The sequence below is a fragment of the Phragmitibacter flavus genome, from assembly GCF_005780165.1.
In the GTDB taxonomy this organism is placed as follows: domain Bacteria; phylum Verrucomicrobiota; class Verrucomicrobiia; order Verrucomicrobiales; family Verrucomicrobiaceae; genus Phragmitibacter; species Phragmitibacter flavus.
On the sequence record NZ_VAUV01000018.1, the window covers coordinates 44,040 to 70,208 of the forward strand.

The following is a 26,169-nucleotide window of genomic DNA, read 5'->3' on the forward strand; positions in this document are numbered from 1 at the left end:
GAACGAAGATATCGAGATGACATACTTTTTCCATCCCGCCGGGATCACCAGTTTCACAGAGGAATCACAGCCATAAGCCCAAGGCCACGTCTCAACTCGCACATATTAACAGTGCAATTGATCAATAGGACAACGCCAACCAATTGGAGCAATAGCAAGACCACACGCCCCATATCCCAATGACGTTTTTGTGGATAGATGATTCATAAATAAATGTGTTCCCATGAACTACTCAAAAACTGTGCTTTTCATCTTCTCGACGCTATTCCTAAAAAGTGATTGCACTTGAATAAGTCACGCTTCTAAGATAGTGGCTATGTCGACGTCTGGCCTGAGGTGCTGCAGCAATCTGTCCGCGGTGACGGGGCGGGTATTTGCATGGAGTGTAGGAGCGCTGGCAAGCTTGGGGATTGCCGCTTTGAATGCAGATGAAGTGCCTGGCACGGTGGATGAGTCCTTCACGGTAAAGGCGGTGCAAGGTGGCAAAATCACTCAACTCGTTCAGCAGCCCGACGGCAAGGTGTTGGTGGCTGGTAACTTTACCAAAGTGAATGGAACGGATCGTGCCTGGGTGATCCGTTTGAATACAGACGGAAGCGTGGATGAGTCCTTCAATTTTACCGCGAGCCCGAGTTGGGAATTCCAGATTACGGAGATGGTTTTGGCGGTGCAGCCGGATGGTCGCATCCTTCTATTCAACAATCATTCCTTTGCGAGCTTGATTCGCCTGAATGTGGATGGCAGCAGCGATAGCAGTTTCGCGCCTCCAGCCATGCATACTTCTTCCGGTCCTGAGGCTCACGCCATCCTCCTGCAGGAGGATGGCAAGATTTTGGTAGGAGGGCGGTTTTCGACAGTCAATGGGACAGCAAGGTCCAACCTGGCGAGGATCAATGCTGATGGGACATTGGACACGACTTTCTCTCTGGCCGTGGGTGGAAGAGTCAAAATGCTGCAGGCCTTGGAAAATGGCAGTGTCCTTATTGGGGGTGAAATCACTACTGTCGGAGGCACCTCCGTCAATAAGGTGGCAAAAATCAACGACAGCGGGCAGCTTGACACCTCGTTTGCACCAGCCCTTGTGCCGGGCGTGACCTCGGTCAACGTGGCCGTGGTGCTGGAGGATGGGCGATTAAGATTGGGGGGAAGTCGCAGTGGGGCGAACAGCGATCCTGCAGGCTGGGTGGCGGGGCTACTGACGAATGGAGAGGTGGATCCCAGCTTTAACACATGGATGAGCACTGAAGGCATTGTAGAAGCACTGGTTCTCAGAAATTTGGAGAGTAGTGGCTATCTGATTGGAGGTGGCTTTACAGATGACAACGGGACGGCGCAATCAGCAGTGCAGTCCTTGGATCAAGGTGGAATGCCACAAGTGGAGGCACAACAGGTTGACATGGTGAACTCGCGAGCTAGCGCGTTGTTGCCATTGGCTGATGGACGGGTGCTGGTTGGGGGCGATGTCGTAACCGTGGGAAATCAGTCCCGGCTGGGTCTGGCAAGATTGCAGGCAAATTTGAGCTTGGATCATGACCATCGCCTGCAATTCACTCACCCAAGGTATCCTGACTCTGAAGATCGTATGGCAACCTTGCGCCTGGAGCGATTGGCGGATGGCCGCGTGGCAACGATGGGGCGGGTTGACGCATTGATTTCGGCTGATGGAAACACCTATCAACCAGTCTCGCCAATCGGGGTGCTGACCGCTGGTCGACAAATCGATGAGGGATTCTCTGCCGCTCCGTCTGGAAGACCTCTAACCATGGCAGAGGCGGTGGCAAGCACCCAGGACGGACAACTGCTGATCGGAGGTGCGACCGACAAAAAAAGCCCGGTAGCAACTGCGCCAGTGTCGCGGTTCTCCTCTGCTGGAGGATGGGATGAGACCTTTTTGATTCAACCATCGTCACTGGAATGGGTTGGTGGCCTTGAAGTGCTGCCAGATGGCAAGGTGATTGGAGGTGGCAACGCCAACTACTTCGTCCCCGGATTGGAGGGAGCGGTAAGAAGATGGTTGCCGGATGGGCAGGAGGATCCGGAATTTGCAGTGACACCGGTTGGGAAAGTGAACCAGGTGAGGCGCCTGCCTGATGGCCGAATTCTAGTGATCGAAAGCCAGATGATAAGGCGCCTGCGCAGCAACGGAGAGGTGGATACCGGGTTCAAGCCTGTCTCGTTTATCGGCGGCTTCATCGAAGAGGTGAAATTGCTTCCAGGTGATCGATTGATCGCCGTAGGAAGCTTCGGCGCGGCGAATGGAGTGCTTGCGAATAGAATGGTGAAGCTTCATGCCGATGGATCGGTGGACACGAGTTTCAACACTTGGGGCGGTCCTAATCATACGGTCCATGATGTGGTGGTTAGAAAGGATGGAGATATCGTGATTGCAGGAACATTTCAGATGGTGGATGGGATGTCATGCCGATTCCTGATGCAACTGGATTCTAGCGGGAAAAGACGTCCCGACTTCGTGACAGTGGAGGATTTGGATGGGGCATGTTACGCCCTTTTACAGGACGGTGATCAAGCAGTGTTGGTGGGCGGTTCATTCCAGACCTTCGACGGCCTGGCTGCAGAAGGCTTGGCCAGGGTATGGCTGAAGCCATCGGGGCCTGCACCCGCGATTCCAATTCCCCCTGAAATGCAAGCCTTGGCAGTGTCGGCCTATCGTGCCATGCTCACCTGGAGTATCGTGCCGAATGCAGAGGGATACGTGATCGAGCGCCGCGTAGTTGGCGATACCGATTGGATCCCCATTCATTTTCCGACGGGAACGATGACATCGTTCGAGGACGATACGGTGACTGCACTGCTGGCGTATGAATACCGGATTCGCGCCTGGAATTCCGCTGGAGAATCTGCTCCTGTGATCACTGACTCGATCACCATGCCACCAAACGAAGGCATGCTGGGAACCTTGCTGCCAGGAAATGAATTAGATCTATGGCGGCAGGGGCACATTCAATCCTTGGCAAGGCAAACTGATGGCAAAATTCTTGTCGGCGGCAACTTTAGCCGGGCTCACGGCTTGCTGCGCAAAAACATCGCGCGCCTGGACTCGAATGGCAACTTGGATGAATCCTTTGTCGTTGAAGGCGGCCCTTCCAGTGAGGTGCTGTGCATCGGAGTTCAATCGGATGGAAAAATCATCATTGGTGGGACGTTTTTGAGGATCGGTGAGGTTGAGCAACGTTTCATTGCCAGGTTGCTGCCGAACGGCACACTTGACCCGACTTTCGCTATCCAACCGGGCCTGGATCAGGGACCTGGGGGATCCGTTCGAAGTCTCAAAGTTTTGCCAGATGACAAGATTGTGGTGGGAGGGTCCTTTCAAAACTGGGCGGGTGATACGACACGCGGTTATGTGGCCCGATTGAATGCCGATGGCAGCCTGGATAACACCTTCGATGCGGCCAGGCCCAATGCGCCGGTAAATGCCGTCACCGTGTCGCCAGATGGCAGAGTGTATCTGGCAGGGACTTTCAGTAACATCGTCAATCGCGACGGCACTTCGTTGCGAGTTACCAGGCTGGCGAGATTGTTGGTAACTGGCAAGGTCGATGAAAGTTTGGGGATAATTGCGACCAGCTACAATTCAACGACCGCATCGTTGGCATTTCACAGCCTGGACCTTCTGCCCAATAGTGAAATCATGGCGGCAGGTGGCTTTGACATGGTAAATGGAATCAATTACGCTGGCTTGGTGAGACTGCAGGAGGATGGAACCATCAGTCCCTCATTTCCTGTAGGGATCGGTTCCTCTGGCGTGGTGAGAAGTGTGACAACACTGGATGCAAACCGCGTAGCGATTGCCGGCACCTTTTGGAGCTATGGCGGAGAGAGGCGGGACGGGTTTGCCATTGTCTCGACTGGTAACGTCTTGCAACCTGGCGTGCCCATGTTGTTTCCCACCAGTGGGGAGGTGGTCATGGCGCTGCCGGATGGCAACTGCCTGGTTGGTGGGGAGTTCCGCACGGCGCAGGAAACGAGGCATCAAAGCGTGGCCAAGGTAAGCACACCAACGGGGACCGTAGATCCAAGTTTTTATGCAAGTTTCAGCAGGGGAGGCTCAGTGCATCGCATGCTTAGATTGGCGGAGGGCGGCACGCTGATCATGGGCAACTTCAGCTCCGTCGGTGGACCCGATGATCTTGGGGTGCCGCATTATGGCATGCTCAAACTCCTCCCTGACGACAGCATTGACCCTGCCTTTGCCAGGGGACCAGGATTTGAACAAACGGTGCGGGCTGTCGCTGAGACCGTTGATGGCAAGATTTTGGTGTCAGGGAATTTCGGCCGCTTCGGTCTAAACACCATCTACCGGCTGGCACGCCTGCATGCGGATGGATCATTTGATGATTCTTTTGCACCTCCTACGGAGGGAAGCAGCAGTCTCATTTATAGTATTCTTCCCGAGCAGGACGGAAAGGTGACGGTTGGCGGCGAGTTGACCAGCTTTGCCGGGCAGAACCGCTGGCAGTTGGCTCGATTCAGCGAGAACGGCGCCCTTCTTCCAGACTTTAGCAATTTCCCAAGCAGCAACCCCAAGCTCACCCGAAAATTGCACCGCGATTCTCAAGGCCGGATGCTGCGGGCCGGGAATTTCAACCGGATGGGAACTACACTCCGAAGTTATCTCGGCCGTTTGCTTAGTGACGATACGGTCGATGCCGACTTCGCGCCCTATTCGAATGGCAATGTGAATGACCTTTATCTTGATACCGAAGGACGCATGACGGTGGCTGGGAGTTTTACTGCAGTCGGCCCTTCCCAGCTTGTCAGTGGCAATCTTCCCAGGCCAGGATTGGCACGATTTTTTGTTAATGGTGAGGCCGATCACAGCTTCCGCACACCGCTGAATACAGGGAGCAATGTGACGGGGTTTGCACAAGGTGGCGAAGACAACTTGCTGGCTTTTGGAACGCTCAATGGCTTGGTATCGGATCGGAGCCTTTTGGTGGCAAGATTTTTTGAGGACGGTGTCCATGACCAAAGCTTTGAATCGCCAACACTAACGTCTGGAGCCATTGTGGATGCCATCGCAGGAGAAAACCGCGTCCTGATCGGTGGAACGTTTGTTGATGTGAATGGAGAGCCTCGGATTGGCCTTGCAAAGCTTCGGTTGCAGCCTGTTCAACCGCCGCCTGATGCACCGTCGGGTTTGACTTTAAGTGGACTTGCAACCGGAATGATCACGTTGACTTGGGGGGCGAATCCCGCCTCCAACGGATACGTATTGGAAGGGAAGCAAGGTGGTTCGAGTGCCTGGCAAGTGTTGCATCTGGGAGCTTCGGAAGTGTTGCATTATCAACATTCCGGCCTGGCAGGTGGAGATACCTGGAGTTATCGTCTGAAAGCCTTCAATGCAATAGGTTATTCTGCCTATTCCCCAGTTTTGACGGCGATGGTCCCAGGAACTTTTGCGCAGTGGTTAAACGCATGGGGTGCCGCCTCCGATGCCTCACCAACCAGCGATGATGATGGAGATGGAATCACCTTGTTTGAAGAATATGCCAGGGGACTTTCTCCTTTTTCCAAGGATAGCGCCATAGGCTCAACTTTGGTGGTTGAGGATAACCGTTTGGAGCTGACCTACTTCCGGGCACAACCTTCTCTCGTCTATCAAGTCTACCGCTCGGATGATCTGATCGATTGGACCCTGATTGGAGTGGACCAAGGCGGGGATGGACCGTGGGTCACCGCTACGACGGCGATCACTACCACCACGCCGAGACGCTTCTTGAAACTCGTGGTTGCCACTGCGCCGTAAGAATTGCTGAAAAACAAGTCAAGGGCATTAAATCCGCTCCAAAAAACGAAAGCTCCGAACTCGGTGGAGTCCGGAGCCTTGGTGATAATTTCTATCGACAGGCACGCTGACTGAAGGTGTGCCCCTCTTGCTTCTCTCGATTTCGTCTTATGCCACGTCAAAACGATCCAGGTTCATCACCTTGGTCCAGGCGGCCACAAAATCCTTCAGGAACTTTTCCTGAGAATCTGCAGCCGCATACACTTCTGCGACAGCACGAAGCACCGAGTTGGAGCCGAAGACCAGATCAACACGGGTGCCGGTCCATTTGGGGGCTCCGGTTTTGCGATCAAACGCGGCGAAGGCATTGCCACACGGCGAGACCTGTTTCCACTCCGTGTTCATGCTCAGCAGGTTCACGAAGAAGTCATTGGTCAACACTTCCGGGCGATCCGTGAGAACCCCGTGCTTGGCACCACCGGCATTGGTGTTCAGAACGCGAAGGCCGCCCACCAGCACGGTCATTTCGGGAGCGGTGAGGGTCAGCAGTTGCGCCTTGTCGATCAGCAATGCTTCCGCAGGCACGGTGTATTTGCCTTTGAGGTAGTTGCGGAAACCATCGGCGATGGGCTCTAGAACGGCGAACGATTCCACGTCGGTTTGTTCCGCTGTGGCGTCCATGCGACCCGGTGTGAAGGGAACGGTGACTTCCTGACCGGCGTTCTTCGCCGCCTGTTCGATTCCGACGTTGCCAGCCAGCACGATCAGATCGGCGAGCGATACTTTTTTGCCATTGGTCTGGGCGCTGTTGAAGGCGGTTTGGATTTCTTCCAGCTTGGCGAGAACCTTGGCGAGTTGCTCTGGCTGATTGACCTCCCAGTCTTTCTGAGGAGCAAGGCGAACTCGGGCACCATTGGCGCCACCGCGTTTGTCCGATCCACGGAAGGTGGATGCCGATGCCCAGGCGGTGGACACCAACTCGGAGACGGTCAGACCGGATTCGAGAACCTTGCCTTTCAAGGAGGCGATGTCCGTTTCATCGATCAAAGGATGATCGACTGCGGGAATGGGATCCTGCCAGATGAGTTCCTCAGCGGGAACTTCAGGTCCGAGATAGAGGCTGCGAGGACCCATGTCACGATGCGTGAGTTTGAACCAGGCACGGGCGAAGGCATCGGCGAACTGATCGGGATTCTCGAGGAAACGGCGAGAGATTTTTTCGTAAGCCGGATCGAAACGCAGGGCAAGATCGGTGGTGAGCATGCTTGGCGCAATCTTCTTGGATGGATCGTGCGCATGAGGAACGGTGCCTTCACCGCCACCATTTTTGGGACGCCACTGCTGGGCTCCGGCGGGACTTTTGGTGAGTTCCCATTCGAAACCAAACAGGTTCTCAAAGAAGCCGTTGCTCCACTTGGTCGGCGTGCTGGTCCAGGTCACTTCCAGACCACTGGTGATGGTGTCGCCACCCTTGCCGGTGCCAAAGCTGTTCTTCCAACCGAAACCCTGTTCTTCAAGACCTGCGGCCTCTGCATCGGGTCCGACGTTATCGGAAGGTCCGGCTCCGTGAGTTTTTCCAAAGGTGTGCCCGCCAGCAATGAGGGCGACGGTTTCTTCATCGTTCATGGCCATGCGACCAAAGGTGTCGCGGATGTCAAAAGCGGCTTTGAGAGGATCAGGGTTACCGTCCGGGCCCTCGGGGTTCACATAGATGAGGCCCATCTGCACGGCGGCCAGCGGATTCTCCAAATCGCGGCTGTGAATGTCGCCATCGGCATCGTCATCGGATACAAGAACGCCCTCGCCCTCCACGCCTTCGGATCCGTGACCGTAACGCAAGTCGCCGCCCAGCCATGTGGTTTCGCGACCCCAATAAACGTCTTGATCCGGCTCCCAGGTATCGACCCGGCCACCCGCGAAGCCGAAGGTTTTGAAGCCCATGGTTTCAAGCGCGACGTTGCCGGTGAGAATCATCAGATCGGCCCAGGAAATTTTGCGACCATACTTTTGTTTGATTGGCCACAGCAATCGACGCGCTTTGTCGAGGCTGACGTTGTCCGGCCAGCTGTTGAGCGGCGCGAAGCGCTGTTGTCCCCGACCGCCGCCGCCACGACCATCACCCGTGCGATAGGTGCCAGCGCTGTGCCAGGCCATGCGGATGAACAGACCGCCGTAGTGACCGAAGTCGGCTGGCCACCAATCCTGTGAATCGGTCATCAAGGCCGCAAGATCGGCTTTCAATGCCGCAAGGTCCAAAGTCTTGAACTCTTCCGCGTAGTTGAATTCGCCACCCATCGGGTCGGACTTGGACGAATGCTGATGCAGAAGTTCAATCTTCAAACGGTTTGGCCACCAGTCATGATTGGTCGTGCCTCCGCCAGTGGCGGCGGTTGAGGCGGTGTGGTTGAAGGGACATTTGGCTTCGGTTTGGTTGTCTGACATAGAGTTTGATTTGGGTGAGATGAAGGGTGGGAGTGAATGATTAAATGTTCGACACGATTTGAGTGAACTAAATGGAGTTTGAAGGACGACAGTCGGGACAAATGCCCCAATAAATGACCTCGGCTTCGTCGATCTGAAAACCGAAGTCGTGAGACGCATTCAAGCAGGGAGCCGGGCCGATGGCGCAATCGACATCAAGCGTTTTTCCACAACTACGGCAGATCAGGTGGTGATGGTTGTCGCCGATCCGATCCTCATAAAGAGCGGCAGACCCGGCCGGTTGAATGCGCCGAACCAGTCCCTTTTTGACCAGCATGCCGAGGGCATCATAAACCGCCTGTTGAGAGATCGCACCGATCTTGGCGCGAACCTCTTCGGCGATTATGTCCACGGTGCTGTGCGGCCGGCTCGAAACAGCATTCAGCACGGCCAAACGTTGGGCCGTAACAGGAATGCCGTTTTGACGAAGGAGGGCGGCAGGATCGGACACAAGATAGAGTTACTAAAGATCTGGAGCGAGTCCAGAACTTTTTGAATTTAAATCGTGCACGCAATATCTGGAGTGCGGGGCTTTGCACCGCTTTGGATCCGGCAGAATTGGGGAAACTGCAGCTTTATCCCTACCTGTCATGTCGCGATCCCGTCCAAAGCGCCGCTGAGCGGCGCACTCCAAAATCAAGCGCCTTTCAGCATCTCATCAAAGAACGTGATGGTCCGCTCCCAGGCGAGTTTGGCAGCGGCTTCGTCATATCGCGGTGTGGTGTCGTTGTGGAAACCGTGGTTGGTGCCGGGATAGGTGTGGGCGGTGTAACGAGTATTGGCTTCTTTAAGCGCGGCTTCATAAGCGGGCCAGCCTTCGTTGACCTTTGGATCGTTTTCGGCGTAGTGAATCAGAAGAGCGCCTTTGATCTTCGGCACATCGGCAACGGCGGGTTGACGGCCATAAAACGGGACGGCGGCGAGGATCAGCTCAGGCAGACGCACGGCGAGCGTGTTTGACATGCCACCACCGTAACAAAAGCCGACCACGCCCATTTTGCCATTGCAGGCCTCGTGTTTGGAGAGCCATTTGGCGGCGGCGATGAAGTCTTCGGTCATCTCTACCTGATCGCGTTTGGCCTGCATCGTCCGACCTTCATCGTCGCTGCCGGGATATCCACCAAGTGGAAACAGGGCATCCGGCGCAAAAGCAACATAACCCGCGGTGGCGACACGTCGGGCGACATCTTCGACATAAGGATTGAGTCCACGGTTCTCATGGATCACGATCACCCCGGGAACTTTGCCAGCAGCTTTGGCAGGTTTTACCAGAACGCCACGCATCTTGCCCGCGCCCTGCGGGGAATCGTATTCCGCATACGCGGCTTCGATGCGCGGATCATCCTTGGCCACCTGTTCGGCAAGCGCATAGTTGGGACTGAGCATTTGCAACAGCGAAGCCGCCGTCACACCACCCACGGTAAAACGCGAAGCCCGCTCCAAGAACCCTCGGCGGTCGACGCGACCATGCACATATTCATCATAAAGATTCAGGAGGTCCTGATCGAAGTCGGCAGCAGTTTGGCGTGGTCTCATCATGCCAGCTTAGTGACTTCACCGGCCATTGTGAAGCCTCGAATCGCGGAGGTTGATCCTCCAAACAAGCTGCTGTGGGCTTGCCCCCCAATTGGCAATCTGTTTCGATAGTGCGATTTTACGCAAGCTTTTGCGATGGGCGGACACTTGATCTTGAACACGACGACGATGAACCCGATGCCCACCCCAACCATTGATCAAGAGCTGGCCGCGCTGCATGCGGGCAAGACCTCGGCAACTTGTGCGAAGATCGTCGCGCTGTATGGGCCGCTGGTAAAAAGCGCCTGCCGCAGAGTGCTCCGCGATGATGGACTGGCCGAAGATGCGGCGCAGGAGACTTTTGTGCTGCTGATGAAGAAGGCGAAATCCTTGCCACCAAGCACCTCCCTGGCAGGCTGGCTTTATCATGCAGCGTGCCGCACCGCATTGAATCATCAGCGGACGGCGATGCGTCGTCGGGTCCGCGAAAACTCCGTGGAGGCCATGAATCAAATGATACCCGATACCCAACCCAATCTCTGGACAGAAATCGAGCCGCACTTGGACGATGCCATGCTTGCCCTCCCCGAACGTCAGCGTGATCTGGTGGTGCAATGCTACTTCCAAAACCAATCGCAACGATCAGCGGCAGCGGCCTTGGGTTGTTCGGAAAGCGTCGTCAGTCGCGAACTCAGTGCCGCGATTGAGGGGCTCCGGCAGTTCATCACCAAACGTCGCGTCGTGGTCAGCAGTGTGGCGCTGACCGGCTTGCTTTCAACCCACGCGGCATCTGCCTCAATGACGGGAAGCGCCGTGATGGTGTCGGCGATGATGTCCGCGACGACCTCAGCTTCTTTGATGGCGGCACTGATCCAGTCGAAGCTCGTGCTCGCCGCCGTGGCCGTCGTCGGCACAGCGACCGTTGCCACCGTCGGTTATCAACAGATGACTTCGCCGACACGCCCGGCAACCTCGCAAGCCGTTAAACCCAACAACGCGGTTAGTTCCGTGAACACCTCCATCAACGTCACGTTTTCTGACCACAAAAGCGCGGCTGGCAATGCTTCATGGCGCGGGAAGTGGGATGCAAGCTTTCGATTCACCAGTGCGATGGCTTTAAACGAACGGAAGAAACAGGTGCTGCTGGAAAGCGATCCCGACCTGAGATACGCCTTGTTGCAGAAGATGGGGGTGTTGCTGTCGCGCGCTGCCTTTGACGATCTCATCGCCAAAGACCTGGATGCGAGCGTGGCCCCATGGCGCGACCCCTTTGCGGTGTTGGCCAATCGCACCGAAATGTTCGACCATTACCTGATGGCCTGGAGCAATGAAGACCCACTGGCCGCGCTAAACTGGGTGACCGCGCAGCCTGATGGCGGACTGGGCATGCGCAAACAACTTCTCTACGCATTGGAGGCCAGACAGTTGCAACCCGAAACCCTGCGCGAGTGGATCAATAGCTTGACGGTAAAATCCATGCAGGAAGAGGCCATCATCGCATTGGAGTCGATCGGAAATCCCTCTTCGCTGATTGCCCGGATGGGCACTGGCGGCAACGAAGGTTTTCTTGTGGATCTGGCGATGCTGAACAACGGCCAGGGGCTTGATTGGACCGCGTTCGGTGCCAAGCTTGCTGCAGGCAAAAGCGCCATCGTGGCCCGCGCCATGAGGTTGGTGTTGAAGGGCGACATTGCAAAACCGCAGCTCGACCAGATGATTCGGCAACTGGCCCAGTCTCCCGATGTGAACATTCGCGTCGGAGCGCCCGCCATCTTGAGAGCCGCTCGAGGAGATGCGGGTGTCGACTACCCCCATGCGCTGCAACTGGCCGCCATGTGCGATCAGGCCGGAATGAGCAACTTCAGCTCCAGCATCTTTCAAGGCTGGGCGGTGGCGGATCCCTCGGCGGCGATGCAATATGCAGGTGGCTTGAGAGATCTTGCCAGCATGCGCGAGGTCATTGCCGCCCTGCCGACGCTTCCCGATGAGGCGACGATGCTTTCCTGGATGACGGGCACTCCAACAAAAGCGCAAGACATCGCATTGTCCGCCCTTTACGGTCGCAGCACCAACGGCCCCTTTGACCAGCTTCAAAAAATCATGGAGTCCACCAGCATCATGGACCAGGTGGAAGCGGCGCTGGAGGTGATGCGCATGGTGCCCTTGTCTCAAGCCCCTGCCGCTGCCGAATGGATCAAGCAACTGCCGGAGAGTGAAGATCGTCAGCTCCTCTCCCGAGCTTTAACCCGCCGACTGGCCACCGTCGATCCACAAGCCACGCTGGAACTCGTGCAAAGCTCCGGGTTGCAGGGACAGGATTACGAAGAAACCCTCACCCAGGCAGTGACGCAGTTCGCGGCACAAAATGATCTCGCCAAGTCGACCCAGTTCATCAAACAGATCACCGATCCACAGATGCATGACAAAGCCCTTGGCCAGCTTGCCATGGTGAAGTTTCCCGGCCATCCGCAGGACGCTTATGCCTATCTTCAGACTCATGCACAACTCGACTGGCAAGCCTCTGCCCTGCGCATGCTCAGCGATCTCTACTACAACAAACTCGGCAACATCGACGCCAATGCCGCCGAGATCCTCAAGCTCGATCTGCCAAGGCTCGGACCTGATGTGGCTCTGCGAGCCAGCAAGCTTTGCAAAATCTGGGTCGATCACCAAGTGCCCTTGAACGTGCCTCTCACCTGGACACAGCAACTACCGGCGTCCATGGGCCGGGATGCCCGACTGCAGCTGGCCAGAAACCAGCAACTCAAGCCTGCCACCGTTGAGCAATACCAAGCCTGGACCCAAGCCGCAACCATCAGCGTTGATGAGCGCAATCAACTACTCAAAGTGTTAAGCAAGCGTGTCGACGGCCAGGCCGCAAGGTAGGGTGCCCTTCGACAGCCCATTCACTCTTCATCAGGAATCTCTGCCTCGACCAGCTTAGCAAGAAGAATCAGCGATTCCTGCCAGCCCACATAACAGGCTTCAGCGGGAATCATTGAGGGAATGCCTTCTTGGGTAATATGCATCTCGGTTCCGCAAAACACCTGCTTGAGTTCGATGGTGGTGATCATTTCGCCCGGTAGATTCGGATCGTCGAACTTATCGCTGTAGCGAAGTCGCTCACCAGGTTTCAACTCAAGATAAGTTCCGCCAAACGAATGACTTTTGCCGCTGCTGAAGTTGGTGAAGGACATCCTGAAAACGCCGCCAACGGTGGCATTCATCTCATGGACCTTGCAGGTGAACCCGTTCGGAGGCAGCCACTTGACCGTGGCATCGGCATCCAGAAAAGCACGATAAACACGCTCGGTCGGCGCTTTGATTACGCGGTGAAGTTTAATGGTCTGGGTGCTGGTGGCGGTGTTGTTGTCGGTTTTGGTAGTCATATGGATTCGTTGAACGGTGTTTCCATATCACGACGAACAAACCTTGCGCGTCAGGACAACTTTTTATGCTGCGGAACTTACACCGTCAGCCGACCTTCGATGGAATCATCCAAAGTTTTGCCGGTGGCAGCGCCGATCAGCATCTTGATTCCCGCAACGAGGGTCCCATGTTTGGTGTCCCAATAATATCCTTCAAAAGGCTGAAACTTGATGACGGTGATGCGTGGATCATCAATTCCCCCTGTGAACCAGGTTTTAAGAATGGGCTGCCACAATTCTTCGATCTTCGCGCGATCTTTGGACACCGTCGCCTTCCCTTTGAGTTCCAGAAAGTCGGAGTGCGCCGAACCCTGAAAATACAACGCCACACTTGGATCCATCTCCAGTTCGTGATTTTTATGGCTGTCGTCCGGACTCAAAAACCAGAGGGCTCCAGAATCGTCCACTGTTTGCACGCTCATGGGTCGTGCCGCGCTGGAACCTGTCAGTGGATTGGCGGTGCAAAAAAAACAGGAGTTGGTCTTTTCAACCAGTTCCTTGATTTTATCGATGGCCAGTTTGCCTTGCAGATCGGCGTGATTCTCTTCGGGCTGATTTTGATTGATGGAATCCATATTCGTTGGGGTGCGTGAGTCTGATCCTTATTCGCACCCGAACGAAGCTATGGCCCTCATGATGTATCACGAGTTGGCCAACGTTGCCTGCTCAAGGCTTAAATCCGACGACCATGGAATCCGGTCCGACTAGGTGCTCAACGCGGCACAGGCGAAATCCTGCCTGCTGCATCCAGCCCACACAATCGGCCCCGGTGTAGTCGAAACCACCAGGAGTTTCGATGAGCATGTTTAAGCTCATCAACAAACCAAAGGTGTTTGAACGACGTTCATTATCGATGATCGCGTCGAAGACAATCACTGCGCCACCCGACGGGAGCGCGTCATAAGCTTTCTTCAGCAGTATCTGTTTAACTTCCAGATCCCAGTCATGCAGGATATGGGCAAACAGCAGCACATCGGCTTTCGGCAATTCATCAGTAAAGAAGCTGCCACCTTGGAAACTGACGCGATCTGCCACCCCGCACTCATCCAGGTATTCTTCAAAGATGGGTCCGACTTCGGGCAGATCGTAGCCGATGCCACGAAGGTGCGGATTGGCGAGCGCAATCTGCACCGGAAGATCGCCCTGCGCGGTGCCGATATCGGCGAAGGTTTGGTAATCGGACCAGGGAAATTGACGTGCGATGGCAAGGTTGCCACCGCGACTGACGCCGGACATGGCTCTCAGAAATTCGCGTAAGCGGGCGGGATCGGCATACAGTGCCGCAAAGGGATCAGGACCGCCACCTTTGGACTCGTTTTGCGGTTCACCAGTGCGCAACGCGGTGGAAAGGTCTCCCCAAAATGGATAAAGCCGATGATTGGCCATTTCGAGAATTCCCCCAATATAGGACGGCTTGTTCTGGTCCAGAAACGCATCCGTCTCGTCGGAGTTACGATAAGTGCCCTCCTCGTCGCGCTGAAGCATTCCGATAGATACCAAAACATCCAGAAAATCGCGCGCACCACGCGGATGAAGTCCGAGTCTACCTTGAAGGGAGGCCACGTCACCGGGTTGTTTGGCGAGCTCCGTGAACACGCCCATTTCGACCGCGCTGAGAAGAGTTTTGGAAGCCCAGAAGGCCAGGCCGGTTTGAAGGATGTGGTCAGGTGTAATGCTCATAGAAAAGTGGCGGAAATGTTCGATCAAGAAAGCCTCAGAAGGCAACCCTGTAAACTAGTCCAAAGGTGAATCGACAAATTTTAATTCACTGTTCGCTTCATCACGCCACAGTTCTCCCTTGATGGCATCACGAATCCGCCGCATAGACCCTGATGCATTCTTGGATCGGCACCTCCGGCTTTCAATACAAGGAATGGAAGGGCAAGTTTTACCCCGAAGGCACCTCGGCTGCCAAAATGCTTGGCTACTACTCCAGCCAGTTCAGCAGCACCGAAATCAACTACACGTTTCGCAGCATCCCCAGCGAAAAAACCATTCAGCGTTGGTCCGCCGAGACGCCTGACGACTTTCGTTTCAGTCTGAAAGCCCCGCAACGAGTCACCCATTTTGCCAAACTCAAAGACTGCAGCGAGATCATGACCATCTTCAATGAAGCCGTCAGCGGACTGAACAAAAAACGCGGTCCGCTGTTGTTTCAATTGCCAGCAACTTTCAAAAAAGACGCCGGTCTGCTTCGTGAATTTCTCACGTCGTTGCCAAAGAAAAACTCATTGAGCAGCGCCTTTGAGTTCCGTCACGAATCGTGGTTCAACGACGAAGTGAATGAGATCCTGGCCGATCACGATGCCGCGTTATGCATCGCCGAGTCGGACGAAATCGAAACACCCCAAGTCGCCACTGCAAAGTTTGGTTATCTGCGTTTGCGACGAGAAGACTACCGCAAGCCCGACCTCAATCGTTGGGCAAAATTCGTTGCAGCACAGGCCTCCCGATGGTCCGAGGTCTTTGTTTACTTCAAGCACGAAGATACCTGCGTGGGCCCCGGCTTTGCGGAGACCTTTGCGGATGCGCTCCGACATGGTTGATGCGGTTTGATCCAGATTGCGCTTTCGAGTTTTTCGACTTTGGATCGGTGCTTTCCTGACATCCCCGCTCAACGGTGAACAAGCCCTCCCGTCAGGGCGCCTCCCCCGTTCCGCAGGAGGTTAGGACTTGATTCAGATTCCCCAAAAACGAGTTATCCCATCACTTGACCTCCTTACCTATCCAATCAAGATTATGAGCTTCTCCATTGACGCTGATGTTTGTTTTCATCGGCCTTGCCGCCAACATTTCAGGACTGGTGCTTGCGGCGGATGGCGCTGAGCGTGCATCTTTCTGCCCGTCCGGTTTCAAACCAAACCGCCACATTACAGACAAGGCACGCCTTATCGCTTGCCATTGCTGGGAGTCCTGCTACCCAGAATCCGCTTGTTCTCGGATAAAGGATTCCTCATCACCCGCTCCTGCGGAAATTTTCAAATTCAGCTTCTTCATAAAAAAACATCCATGGCAAATATACATTTTATCGGCGGTGAAAAAGGCGGCGTTGGCAAGTCTGTTTTGGCTCGTGTCCTTGCCCAATACTTCATTGATCGCAGCAAACCTTTTCTCGGTTTCGACACGGACCGTTCCCACGGCTCCCTGCTGCGTTTTTACTCCGACTTCGCCTCGCCGGTCGTCGTGGACCGTTACGAAAGTCTCGACAATGTGGTCGAAGCCGCCAGCGAAAACCCCGACAAGCGCATCCTCGTGGACCTGGCAGCCCAAACTCATGACTCCCTGGTCAAATGGATGGACGAATCCGGTGTCCTCGAAGCCACCGGCGAACTCGGACTGACCATCACCTACTGGCATGTGATGGATTCCGGAAAAGACTCCGTCGACTTGTTGAAGAAGCTCCTGGATCGTTTTGGATCACGCCTCAACTACGTGATCGTGCTCAATCAACTGCGCGGCGAGAATTTCGATATTTTCGACAGATCAGGCGAGAAGGAGCACGCGCTCAGCCTCAATGCTCGCATCATCACGCTCAAGCGTTTGCATGAAGCGGTCATCAATAAAATTGACGCCGGCAGCACCAGCTTTTGGGCCGCGAAAAACAAAAGCGAAACCGACATCAAAGGCCTCGGCATTTTGGAAAGGCAACGCGTCAAAGTGTGGCTCAACCACGCCTATGAACAGATCGACGGCCTGTATGTTTGATCCCATCCAGTCGGATCGAAGACACGTCTAAAATTTAGTCTAATCGTCAATCGACGGCGGTTGCTCGGATTCGGTCGTCTTCGTTGGACTACTGGATTCCGCTTTCTTGATTCGCAAGATGGGCTTGGGCGGGGGCAAAAACGAGTCGTGCCGACTCCCTCCCGCCCACCGACCTTCAGAACCTTTGTTCTTGAAGGCACGAGGTGCTTTGTTGCTTTTCTTCTGACTTCTCATGTCCTCGGGGTTGTCGGAATTATCGATCAAAGTGGAATGACCTTCATTCCACCTCGCTTTCTCAACTAAATGTCATCATTCGGTCTCGTCTTCCGCGCCCGATTCTTCGATCTCAGGTTCCTCAGTCGAGACCACCTCATCAGAGCTGACCTCTTCCGCGCTATCAGCCTCAACCGGAGCAACCGCAGCCGCAACCGCTTCTTCATCCGCGATCACCGTGGCGACATCCTGAATGGTCTCGCCAGCCGCTAGATTCATCAGTTTCACGCCTTGGGCATTGCGGCCGGTTTCGCGGATGTCACCCACCCGGATTCGCACGCTCTGGCCCTTGCTGGTCATCAGCATCAACTCATCGGTCTCACCGACCGCCAAAGCCGCGACCACCTTGCCCGTCTTGTCCGTGACGTTCATGGTCTTCACCCCTTTTGCACCCCGATTGGTCAGACGGTATTCATCAAACGGCGTGCGTTTGCCAAGGCCATTTTCGGAAACCACCAGCAACTGGGCGCTTTCATCTTCCGCCGTCAGACTCACGACGTAGTCGCCTTCCGACGGACGGATGCCCATCACGCCCATCGCACCGCGACCCATTGCACGAATGTCCGACTCCTTGCAGCGCACACACATGCCGTTGCGGGTAATCAAACAAATCTGCTTCTCGCCGTTGGTGAGAATCACCTGGATCAGCTCATTGCCTTCTTCGATGTTCACCGCATTGATGCCATCTTTGCGAATGTTCTTGAAGCCAACCAGCGCGGTCTTCTTCACCGTTCCATCCTTGGTCGCAAAGAACACAAACTGGTCTTCACTCCATGGATCGCCATCTTCCGGAGCCTCGATCCGCAACACCGCCGCAATCTTCTCTTCCGCACGAAGATTCAAGAGGTTCTTGATGCTGCGTCCCTTGCCCGTGCGGCCCATTTCAGGCACCACATACACACGCTCGGTATACACACGACCCGTGTTGGTAAAGAACATCAGGTAGTCATGCGCACTTGCCGTAAACAAATGTTCCACAAAGTCCGCCTTGTCTTCTTCCGTGGCTGCCTCGCGGGTTTCCATGCCCTTCAAACCTTTGCCGCCCCGGCCCTGCAAACGGTATTCGAGGGTCGACGTGCGCTTGATAAATCCGCGATGCGTGATGGTCACGATGTTCGGAGCATTGGCAATCAAATCGGTGATGTTGATCTCCCCTTCCGCTGCCACAATCTGCGTCAAACGCGGCGTGCCATACTTGTTTTTGATCACTCCCAATTCATCCTTGATGATCGTGAGCACCCGGCTCTCCTTGGCCAAAATGTCCATCAAATCTTCAATGGTCGCAAGCAGGTCATCATAGTTGCGCTTCACCTTGTCGCGCTCAAGAGCGGTCAATTGATAGAGTCGCAACTCCACGATGTGCTTGGACTGAACTTCGGTGAAGTAATAGCGACCGTCCCTCACACTGGGCTGTCCACGAATCAAAATGCCCAAGGCCTGGGCTGCTTCTACCGTAAACGAATACGCGCGAATTTTCGCCTCTGCTTCGTCCCGGCTTCCCGATTCGCGAATCATCTGAATGAACTCATCCAGGCGGCTGATCGCCAGCAAAAGCCCTTCGAGTTTCTCGGCCTCAATCTCGGCCTGACGCAAAAGATAACGCGTGCGCCGAATGATGATTTCCCGGCGATGTTCGATGTAGCAGGAGATGGCATCCTTCAGCGACAACAATCGCGGACGCCGGTTGTCGATCGCCAGCATGTTCACACTGAAGCTCGTCTCAAGCGCCGTGTGTTTATACAAATTGTTCAACACCACCTGTGCCCGCGCCTCGCGCTTGAGGTCGATCACCACACGGGTGTTTTCATCCGACTCATCACGAATCGCGCTGATTTCAGGCAACACCTTCTCCGCCACCAGCTCGCCGATGCGTTTGCAAAGTTCCGCGCGGTTCACCCCGTAGGGAATGGCCGTCAAAATGATCTGCTCACGGCTGCCATTGTCGAAAATTTCCGCATGACCGCGAATCCGCATCGAGCCACGACCCGTCTCCAGATAGTCGCGAATGCCCGTCATGCCACGGATGGTGCAACCCGTCGGGAAATCCGGACCCAGAATGTGTTCGCGCAACTCATCAATCGTGATGTTCGGATTGTCGATCTGCGCACAAATGCCGTTCACCACCTCAATCAAATTGTGCGGCGCCATGTTGGTCGCCATCCCAACCGCAATCCCGGTTCCACCATTGATCAGCAGATTCGGAAACGCCGCAGGAAAGACCACCGGCTCAGTCAACCGTTCATCATAGTTGGGAACAAAATCAACCGTGTCCTTCTCCATGTCATCCATGAGATGACCCCCAAGATGGGTAAGTCGCGCCTCCGTATAACGCATGGCTGCCGGAGGGTCACCCTCTACCGAACCGAAGTTACCCTGAGGATCGACCAATGGATCACGCATGCCCCAAGGTTGCGCCATGTTCACCAAGGTCGGATAAATCACCGCTTCACCGTGCGGGTGATAGTTGCCTGAAGTATCACCGCAAATCTTCGCACACTTCATGTGCTTCTTGGGCGGATACAAAGATAACTCGTGCATCGCATAAAGAATGCGTCGCTGGGAAGGTTTGAGTCCGTCCCGCACATCCGGCAGAGCGCGCGAGATGATGACGGACATGGAGTAATCGAGGAAGGAACCTTTCAGTTCTTCTTCAACAGGGATCGATTTGATGTTGGGTTCGTCAATCACGAGAGAAATAGGATAAGATCAAAAATTCAGTCAGCCTTGGGCTTGCGAGAGAGAGTATGAGGTAGATGGAGAATCTGCGCTGACTCACTTGTTTACACGTCGAGATTGCGCACATTCAGCGCGTTCTCTTCAATGAAATGCCGGCGCGGTTCCACAATGTCGCCCATCAGAATGGTGAAGATCCGGTCCGCCTCAACCATGTTCTCCTCGTTCATCTTCACCCGAAGAAGCTTGCGGGTTTTCTGCTCCATCGTGGTGAGATAAAGTTCCTTGGCGTTCATCTCCCCAAGACCTTTGAATCGGCGAATCTCAAGACCACGACGACCAATGCTCATCACCCCCTCGAGGATGCCTGGAACGTTGAAAATCGGATGAACTTTCGCGTTGTCACCATCGCCTTCCACCAACTCAAACAAAGGTTTGTCCTGACTGGAAAAGTGTTCAATCGGCAAACCCAGTTCAGCAAGCTGCACCATTAATTTTTTGATCGACTGCGCCGCGTGAATTTCCACCAGCGTTGCTCGCCGGTTGGTCTTCACCGGGGCTTCAACCGGTTCTGGAACGCCCTCGACTGCGGTGCCTTCTTCCGCCTGGCTGTTGCCGAACACTTTCAAATCGGAGTTGTTCCGCGCAAATTCAGCGAGCTCTTCATCCGTGCGGAAATACAGCACTCTCTCTTCGTTGCCCTCACGCAATCTGATCAAAAACGCTGGAGGATTGCCGTCGTCGTCACGCCTTTGAATGTAAGTTTCGAAATTACCACCGCTACGACGGATAATCTCGCTGAACTTACTAAGTCGCGACAGTAACTCCAAAATTTTCTTCAGCGAATCGCCCTCAATGACCACCTTGTCCTCGGCATTCCGAAGTCGCACATCTTCAGCGCCAAGATCAATCAAAATGCGGTCCAACTCTTCATCATCCTGCACATACTCTTCACGCTTGCGACGCTTGACGAGATACAAGGGTGGCTGGGCAATGTAGATATAACCCTGCTTGACCAACTCCGGCATCTGCCGACAAAAGAACGTCAGCAACAAGGTGCGGATGTGACTGCCATCGACGTCAGCATCGGTCATGATGATGATCTTGTGATAACGCGCTTTCTCAAGCCGGAATCGACCTTCGTCATTGCCCGCGCCACCACCGATGCCGGTGCCGATCGCGGTGATCATCGCTTGAATCTCCTTGTTCTTTAGCGCCTTCTCCAGATCCGCCTTCTCGACGTTGATCAGCTTACCGCGAAGAGGAAGAATCGCCTGCACGCGCCGGTCACGCCCCACCTTGGCAGAGCCACCTGCGGAGTCACCTTCGACAATAAACAGTTCGCTCAAACTCGGATCGCGCTCGGTGCAGTCAGCCAGCTTGCCGGGCAAACTTCCGCCGCTCATCACGCTTTTACGCACCGTCTCACGAGCTCTGCGGGCTGCTTCACGCGCACGTGCCGCCGTTTGCACTTTCCTGAGGATGTCGTCCGCTACCGACGGATTCTCATCCAGGAAAGTCATCATCGCCTCATACACGAGACTGTTCACGATCCCCTCGACCTCCACGTTCATCAGCCGGACTTTCGTCTGCGCGTTGAAGCTGGGATTCGGATGTTTCACGCTCAACACACACACCATGCCTTCGCGACAGTCATCGCCAGTGATCTGAAGATCCTTCTCCTTGATCTTGTTGTTCGCCTTGGCGTAGTTGTTGATGGCGCGCGTGAGGGCGTTCTTGAAACCGGTCAAATGCGTTCCGCCATCCGGGTTGGGAATGGCATTGGTAAAACACAAGGTTTGTTCAATGAAGCCGTCGTTCCACTGCATCACGCAGTCGACCAAAACGAACTTCTTCTTCTCGTTCAGCTCAATCTCGCGACGCCCTGTCAGCGCGATCGGCTTTTCGTTCACCACCACTTTGTTTTCGCCCAACTGACGAACAAACTCCACCACGCCTTCTTTGTAAAAAAGCACCTCTGAACGCTTCGTATCTTCGCGCTCGTCGGTCAGCGTGATCTTGATTCCCGGATTCAGGAACGCCAGTTCGCGCAAACGGTTCGCCAGCACCTCGAAACGGAATTCCGTGGTAATCGTGAAAATGGTCGCATCGGGGAAAAACGTGATCTTCGTCCCGGTCCGCTTTGGATCAGCCAGATCTCCCAAAATGTGCAACGGCGTGGTCGTTTTGCCACGCTCAAAACTGATCGCGTAGATTTTCCCATCGCGAAAGACTTCCGCTTTGAACCAGTCCGACAACGCATTCACGCACTTCGCGCCCACGCCATGCAAACCACCCGAAAATTCGTAGGCCCCATCGCCGAATTTACCACCTGCGTGCAAATTCGTCAGCACCAGCTCCACCGTGGGAATGCCTTCATCCGGATGGATCTCCACTGGGATGCCGCGACCGTCATCTTCCACTGAAAGTGAACCGTCTCCATGGATGGTGACCTGCACATTGCGACAGGTGCCTGCGAGGAACTCATCGATCGAGTTGTCCACCACCTCGAAAACGCAGTGGTGAAGCCCCCGCTCATCGGTAAAACCGATATACATGCCTGGGCGCTCTCGCACCGCTTGAAGGCCTTCCAGTTTGCGAATCTGACTGGCACCATAAGCCTGATCGTCGGCCACACCAGTGTTGAAAGCAGCCTCAGGTTCGGGAACAACGGGAACAATATCGTCGGGCATGAGAAATTTATACAAAAGCGTGCACAGAAAACGGTGTTAAAAACCGCAGAAGCAGAAGACGTTTAGCATAGCAAGACGCAGGGGCTGCGCCAGTCTTTTTGATACAAAAACGCACTTTATTTTGACCCTTCAAAATCCCCGCAACCCCTGAAAATATCAGCCCCGCGTTGCAATCTGACTTCCGCAAGCGTAATCGCCTCCCATGAGCCACACCAACCACTACGATTTCGCCATTCTGGGCGGCGGCAGCGCCGGTTATGCCGCCGCAAGAACCGCCGCTTCGCTTAAGCTCCGAACGGTGTTGATCGACAGCGCCGCAGAGCTCGGCGGCCTGTGCATTCTACGGGGTTGCATGCCCAGCAAAACCCTCATCGAAAGCGCCAACCGCAACCTCACCATCCGCCATGCCGCCACTTTCGGCCTACGGGCCCAAAGTGGCGAAGCCGACATTCGAGCCATCCGCGATCGCAAACGTTTTCTCATCGACGACTTCGCCAGCTACCGCCAGCAACAGCTCCAGGACGGTCGTTTCGACCTCATCCGGGGCCAAGCCAGCTTCGAAGGTTCAGATGAACAAACCATCAAACTCCAGATCGACATTCCCGATCAAGATGCCTTTGTCATCACCGCCGGCACCGTTCTCATCGCCACCGGTTCCAGCGTTCAAATCCCTGACATTCCCGGCCTCAAAGAAACCGGTTTCTGGACCAGCGACACCATTCTCGACACCGACCATCTTCCAGAGAGCTTCACCGTGCTCGGAGGTGGGGCCATCGCCCTCGAAATGGCTCACTATCTCGAAGGCATCGGACGCAAAGTCACCATCGTGCAACGCAACGAGCAGCTGCTGCGCGGTATGGATGCCGACATCGCCGAAACCATCGAAACCGCCTTCAAAGCCCGCGGCATCACCGTTCACACCAACACCCAAATCACCCAGGTCGAGCGCATCGGGAATCGCAAAAAGCTCACCTACCTCGATCAGGTCACCGGCTCTCCTCATGAAGTCGAAAGCGATGAGATCCTCGTTGCTTTGGGACGCTCCCCCAACACCGCCAAACTCAATCTCTCCACCTGTGGAATTGAAGCCAATCGCAACGGCCAGATCAAAGCTGCCCCCACCCAGCAAACCAGCCACCCGCGCGTCTTCGCCGCTGGTGACGTTTGCGGGCCCCTGGAAGTCGTCCATCTCGCCATTCAACAGGGCGAAACCGCCGCGAAAAACGCCGCGCAGATGCTCGCCGGAAAAGCCCCCTCCCACACCATGGATTATCGCTGCCAGCTCTACGGCATTTTCACCGAACCTCAGATCGCGGTCGTCGGCCTCAGCGAAACCGAGGCCCGGGAAAAGAATGTCCCACACATCAGCGCCTCCTACCCGTTCGACGACCACGGCAAATCCATGGTCATGGGCGAAACGCAGGGCTTCGTCAAACTCATTGCCGATCCTTCCACCGGAAAACTTCTTGGTGCTGCAGTCATCGGCCCCGAAGCCACGGAACTCATCCACCAGCCCGCCATCGCCCTGCACCTAAACGCCGATGTTGGTCAACTCGTCACCGCACCTTGGTATCACCCCACCCTTAGCGAGATTTGGAGCTACCCTGCCGAGGATCTCCAAGACGCTGTTGCCAGCCTGAACACACCGCAAGATTAGCTCGTAAATTCTCTTACAGTTTCATTGACACCCAATCCGCAACCCGCTTACTTTCGTCCAATGCTGCAGAAAATCATCGGCCAACCCACAGACAGTCCGAAGGATGAACGCCGCCCGGAAAGTTTCGCTCCAATTCCTGGCGCAAATCCTTCCATCCGTTCACCCCTACCGGTTTCACCTCAAAGATCAACCATAGCTCCAAACATGACCACCAGTAAAAACGTTCTCGCCAACGACGTCGAAATCAAAGGTTCCATCAAATTTTCCCATGATCTGATCATCGACGGCAAGATTGAAGGCGAAGTCACTTCAGACGGCAGCCTCACCGTCGGCGAAAACGCTCTGATCAAAGGCGAGATCAAAACGCGCAGTGTTACCCTTTTTGGCAAAGTGGAAGGCAACATCACCGTGGCTGAGCGCTGCGAGCTGAAGTCCAACTCCACCCTGGTGGGCGATGTTTCCGCAGCCACCCTTGCCATCGAAGAAGGAGCCACTTTCCTCGGTCGTTCCCAAGTTGGCAAATCCGCCGCCGGCAAAGGTGGTCAGCCTGCCGCCAACGCCCCCGCCAATCGCCCCAACTAATCATCAACTAATCGCGCCCTATCGGATTCGTGCTCGGCAAACTTCTCGGCCTTAAACCGCAGAAATCCGCGCTGCCCAAGAATCAGATCGAAGTGATCTGTCCAGTGTGCGGCTCGGTTCAGCGGGAGCCTCGTCTCGTCGTCACGACCATGTGTCGGAAATGCGGAGAGCACCTCCGCATCGAAAAGCGTAAAGTCATCGCCTCGTCACAGATCAACCCTGTGCCGAGCGCGATTTTCCCTTCGGTCAATCAGGCCGATCCCACCTCGTCTGCAGGGGAGTTCAACGATTCGGAACCGGCTCCAGTGCCGCAACCTCCCAGCGCCCTTCTTCCGGAAATCTCGGATGGCGAACCTGTTCCTTTGGGTCTCGGAAACATGATCATGGGGGTTCAAGACGAGTCGCCTCAAACCCAAGAACGCCACGAAATCCCGGACCAGGAATCAACCTCAACCATCGACGAGCCGGAAGTCATCGCGCCAGACGTCCCCGAAGTCTCGCTCGAAGACGGAACTACCGAACCTCAATCATCAGCCGAGGCTGAGCCTGAGCCCGAGCCGCCATCTCAGCCAACTCCGGCTCCAAGTCTTCCACTCCAGCGTCGTTCACGAATTCCCATCGCGCCGCTCCGCACCCCGGTTAAACGTCCCGAGCCCGTTCGCGCCCCTGAGCCCAGCACGTTCCAAAAAATGCGGGAACAGGGCATCCGACAACAGCATTTCAAGGAAATCGAATGCTTCGACTGCAATCACAAATTTAAAGTTGGCCGTTCGGCACGCCAGACCCAATGTCCGGCCTGCTCCTCCAGCATCTGCATGGAGGACATCGACATCAACGTCAGTTCCACCACCCCCATTCGCACCCGCGGCGATGTCTACGTCCGCAAAATGGGCAACGTCAACACCAGCGAAATCAAATGTCGCGACCTCCATGTTCAGGGCATCATCTCCGCCAGGGTTGAATGCACCGGCGAACTCACCATGCGCACCGCTGGAACCATTGTTGGCGAAATTCACTGCCTCCGACTCCACGTCGTCAAAGGCAGCGACATCCAGCTGGTGAACACGATCTTTGCCGAAGAAGTCGAAATTTACGCCCGCATCTGCGGCAACATCCACTGCAACGGCCCTGTTTTGATCGGCTCCGGTGGATGCGTCGAAGGCGACGTCACCGCCCGCTCCGTCAACATCGAACCGGGTGGTCATCTTGACGGTGCCATGAACATCCTCCGTCCCGCCCCCAAAAAGGCCAAACCAAAAAATCCCGACGAGGAAGGCGAGCAGCCCACCCTCCCGCTCTGACGATTGCGCTTCATCGAAAGCGACAGGGACAGCGACCCTCCATCTTTGGTCGTGCGTGCCTGATTGCAAACCATCGCCATGGATGATACGTATCCTTTCCCTGCTCACCTAC

General features: G+C 55.2%; 15 protein-coding genes. 7 read left to right on the forward strand and 8 right to left on the reverse strand.

The window, feature by feature from the left end; all coding sequences use genetic code 11:
* Positions 1–316: 316 nt before the first annotated feature.
* The gene (locus FEM03_RS20530) at positions 317–5,770 is read left to right on the forward strand and encodes a hypothetical protein (protein ID WP_138088182.1); all 5,454 of its coding nucleotides are present in this window, start codon (positions 317–319) and stop codon (positions 5,768–5,770) included.
* A 147-nt stretch (positions 5,771–5,917) separates the two neighbouring features.
* Here FEM03_RS20530 and katG read toward each other — a convergent pair whose 3' ends face one another.
* From katG to yghX, 3 genes are all read right to left on the reverse strand, one after another.
* A complete protein-coding gene (gene katG / locus FEM03_RS20535; protein WP_138088183.1) occupies positions 5,918–8,191 on the reverse strand; it encodes a catalase/peroxidase HPI in 2,274 nt (757 codons plus the stop codon).
* 67 nt (positions 8,192–8,258) lie between these two features.
* On the reverse strand, positions 8,259–8,681 hold the full coding sequence (locus tag FEM03_RS20540; RefSeq protein WP_138088184.1) for a Fur family transcriptional regulator: 423 nt from the start codon (positions 8,679–8,681) through the stop codon (positions 8,259–8,261).
* Between the two features lie 185 nt (positions 8,682–8,866).
* The gene (gene yghX, locus FEM03_RS20545) at positions 8,867–9,769 is read right to left on the reverse strand and encodes a YghX family hydrolase (RefSeq protein WP_240772858.1); all 903 of its coding nucleotides are present in this window, start codon (positions 9,767–9,769) and stop codon (positions 8,867–8,869) included.
* Positions 9,770–9,943: 174 nt separating this feature from the next.
* Here yghX and FEM03_RS20550 point away from each other — a divergent pair, with 174 nt between their 5' ends.
* Positions 9,944–12,631, forward strand: coding sequence for an RNA polymerase sigma factor (locus FEM03_RS20550; protein ID WP_206171094.1), 2,688 nt, complete (start codon positions 9,944–9,946; stop codon positions 12,629–12,631).
* A gap of 20 nt (positions 12,632–12,651) precedes the next feature.
* On the opposite strand, the gene FEM03_RS20555 is transcribed toward FEM03_RS20550, so the two are convergent.
* The 3 genes from FEM03_RS20555 to FEM03_RS20565 all read right to left on the reverse strand — a co-directional run bounded on the left by FEM03_RS20555 (position 12,652) and on the right by FEM03_RS20565 (position 14,853).
* Positions 12,652–13,134 carry an SRPBCC family protein gene (locus tag FEM03_RS20555; RefSeq protein ID WP_138088186.1) on the reverse strand — a complete coding sequence of 161 codons (483 nt, stop codon included), beginning with the start codon at positions 13,132–13,134 and terminating at the stop codon, positions 12,652–12,654.
* A 77-nt stretch (positions 13,135–13,211) separates the two neighbouring features.
* Complete coding sequence (locus FEM03_RS20560; RefSeq protein ID WP_138088187.1) at positions 13,212–13,748, reverse strand: pyridoxamine 5'-phosphate oxidase family protein; 537 nt, start codon at positions 13,746–13,748, stop codon at positions 13,212–13,214.
* Between the two features lie 91 nt (positions 13,749–13,839).
* Positions 13,840–14,853, reverse strand: coding sequence for a methyltransferase (locus FEM03_RS20565; RefSeq protein ID WP_138088188.1), 1,014 nt, complete (start codon positions 14,851–14,853; stop codon positions 13,840–13,842).
* A gap of 152 nt (positions 14,854–15,005) precedes the next feature.
* On the opposite strand from FEM03_RS20565, the gene FEM03_RS20570 reads away from it, so the two are divergent.
* Positions 15,006–15,719, forward strand: a complete 714-nt coding sequence (locus FEM03_RS20570) for a DUF72 domain-containing protein (protein WP_138088189.1) — start codon at positions 15,006–15,008, stop codon at positions 15,717–15,719.
* Positions 15,720–16,182: 463 nt separating this feature from the next.
* Positions 16,183–16,878, forward strand: a complete 696-nt coding sequence (locus FEM03_RS20575; RefSeq protein ID WP_138088190.1) for a P-loop NTPase family protein — start codon at positions 16,183–16,185, stop codon at positions 16,876–16,878.
* A gap of 309 nt (positions 16,879–17,187) precedes the next feature.
* Here the strand turns inward: FEM03_RS20575 and gyrA are convergent, their stop codons facing one another.
* On the reverse strand, positions 17,188–19,836 hold the full coding sequence (gene gyrA / locus FEM03_RS20580) for a DNA gyrase subunit A (protein WP_138088215.1): 2,649 nt from the start codon (positions 19,834–19,836) through the stop codon (positions 17,188–17,190).
* A gap of 95 nt (positions 19,837–19,931) precedes the next feature.
* On the reverse strand, positions 19,932–22,517 hold the full coding sequence (locus FEM03_RS20585) for a DNA gyrase subunit B (RefSeq protein ID WP_138088191.1): 2,586 nt from the start codon (positions 22,515–22,517) through the stop codon (positions 19,932–19,934).
* Between the two features lie 202 nt (positions 22,518–22,719).
* Between FEM03_RS20585 and FEM03_RS20590 the strand changes: the two genes are divergently transcribed.
* The 3 genes from FEM03_RS20590 to FEM03_RS20600 all read left to right on the forward strand — a co-directional run bounded on the left by FEM03_RS20590 (position 22,720) and on the right by FEM03_RS20600 (position 26,057).
* The gene (locus FEM03_RS20590) at positions 22,720–24,174 is read left to right on the forward strand and encodes a dihydrolipoyl dehydrogenase family protein (protein ID WP_138088192.1); all 1,455 of its coding nucleotides are present in this window, start codon (positions 22,720–22,722) and stop codon (positions 24,172–24,174) included.
* Positions 24,175–24,378: 204 nt separating this feature from the next.
* Complete coding sequence (locus tag FEM03_RS20595; protein WP_138088193.1) at positions 24,379–24,756, forward strand: bactofilin family protein; 378 nt, start codon at positions 24,379–24,381, stop codon at positions 24,754–24,756.
* Between the two features lie 29 nt (positions 24,757–24,785).
* On the forward strand, positions 24,786–26,057 hold the full coding sequence (locus tag FEM03_RS20600; RefSeq protein WP_138088194.1) for a bactofilin family protein: 1,272 nt from the start codon (positions 24,786–24,788) through the stop codon (positions 26,055–26,057).
* Positions 26,058–26,169 lie beyond the last annotated feature (112 nt).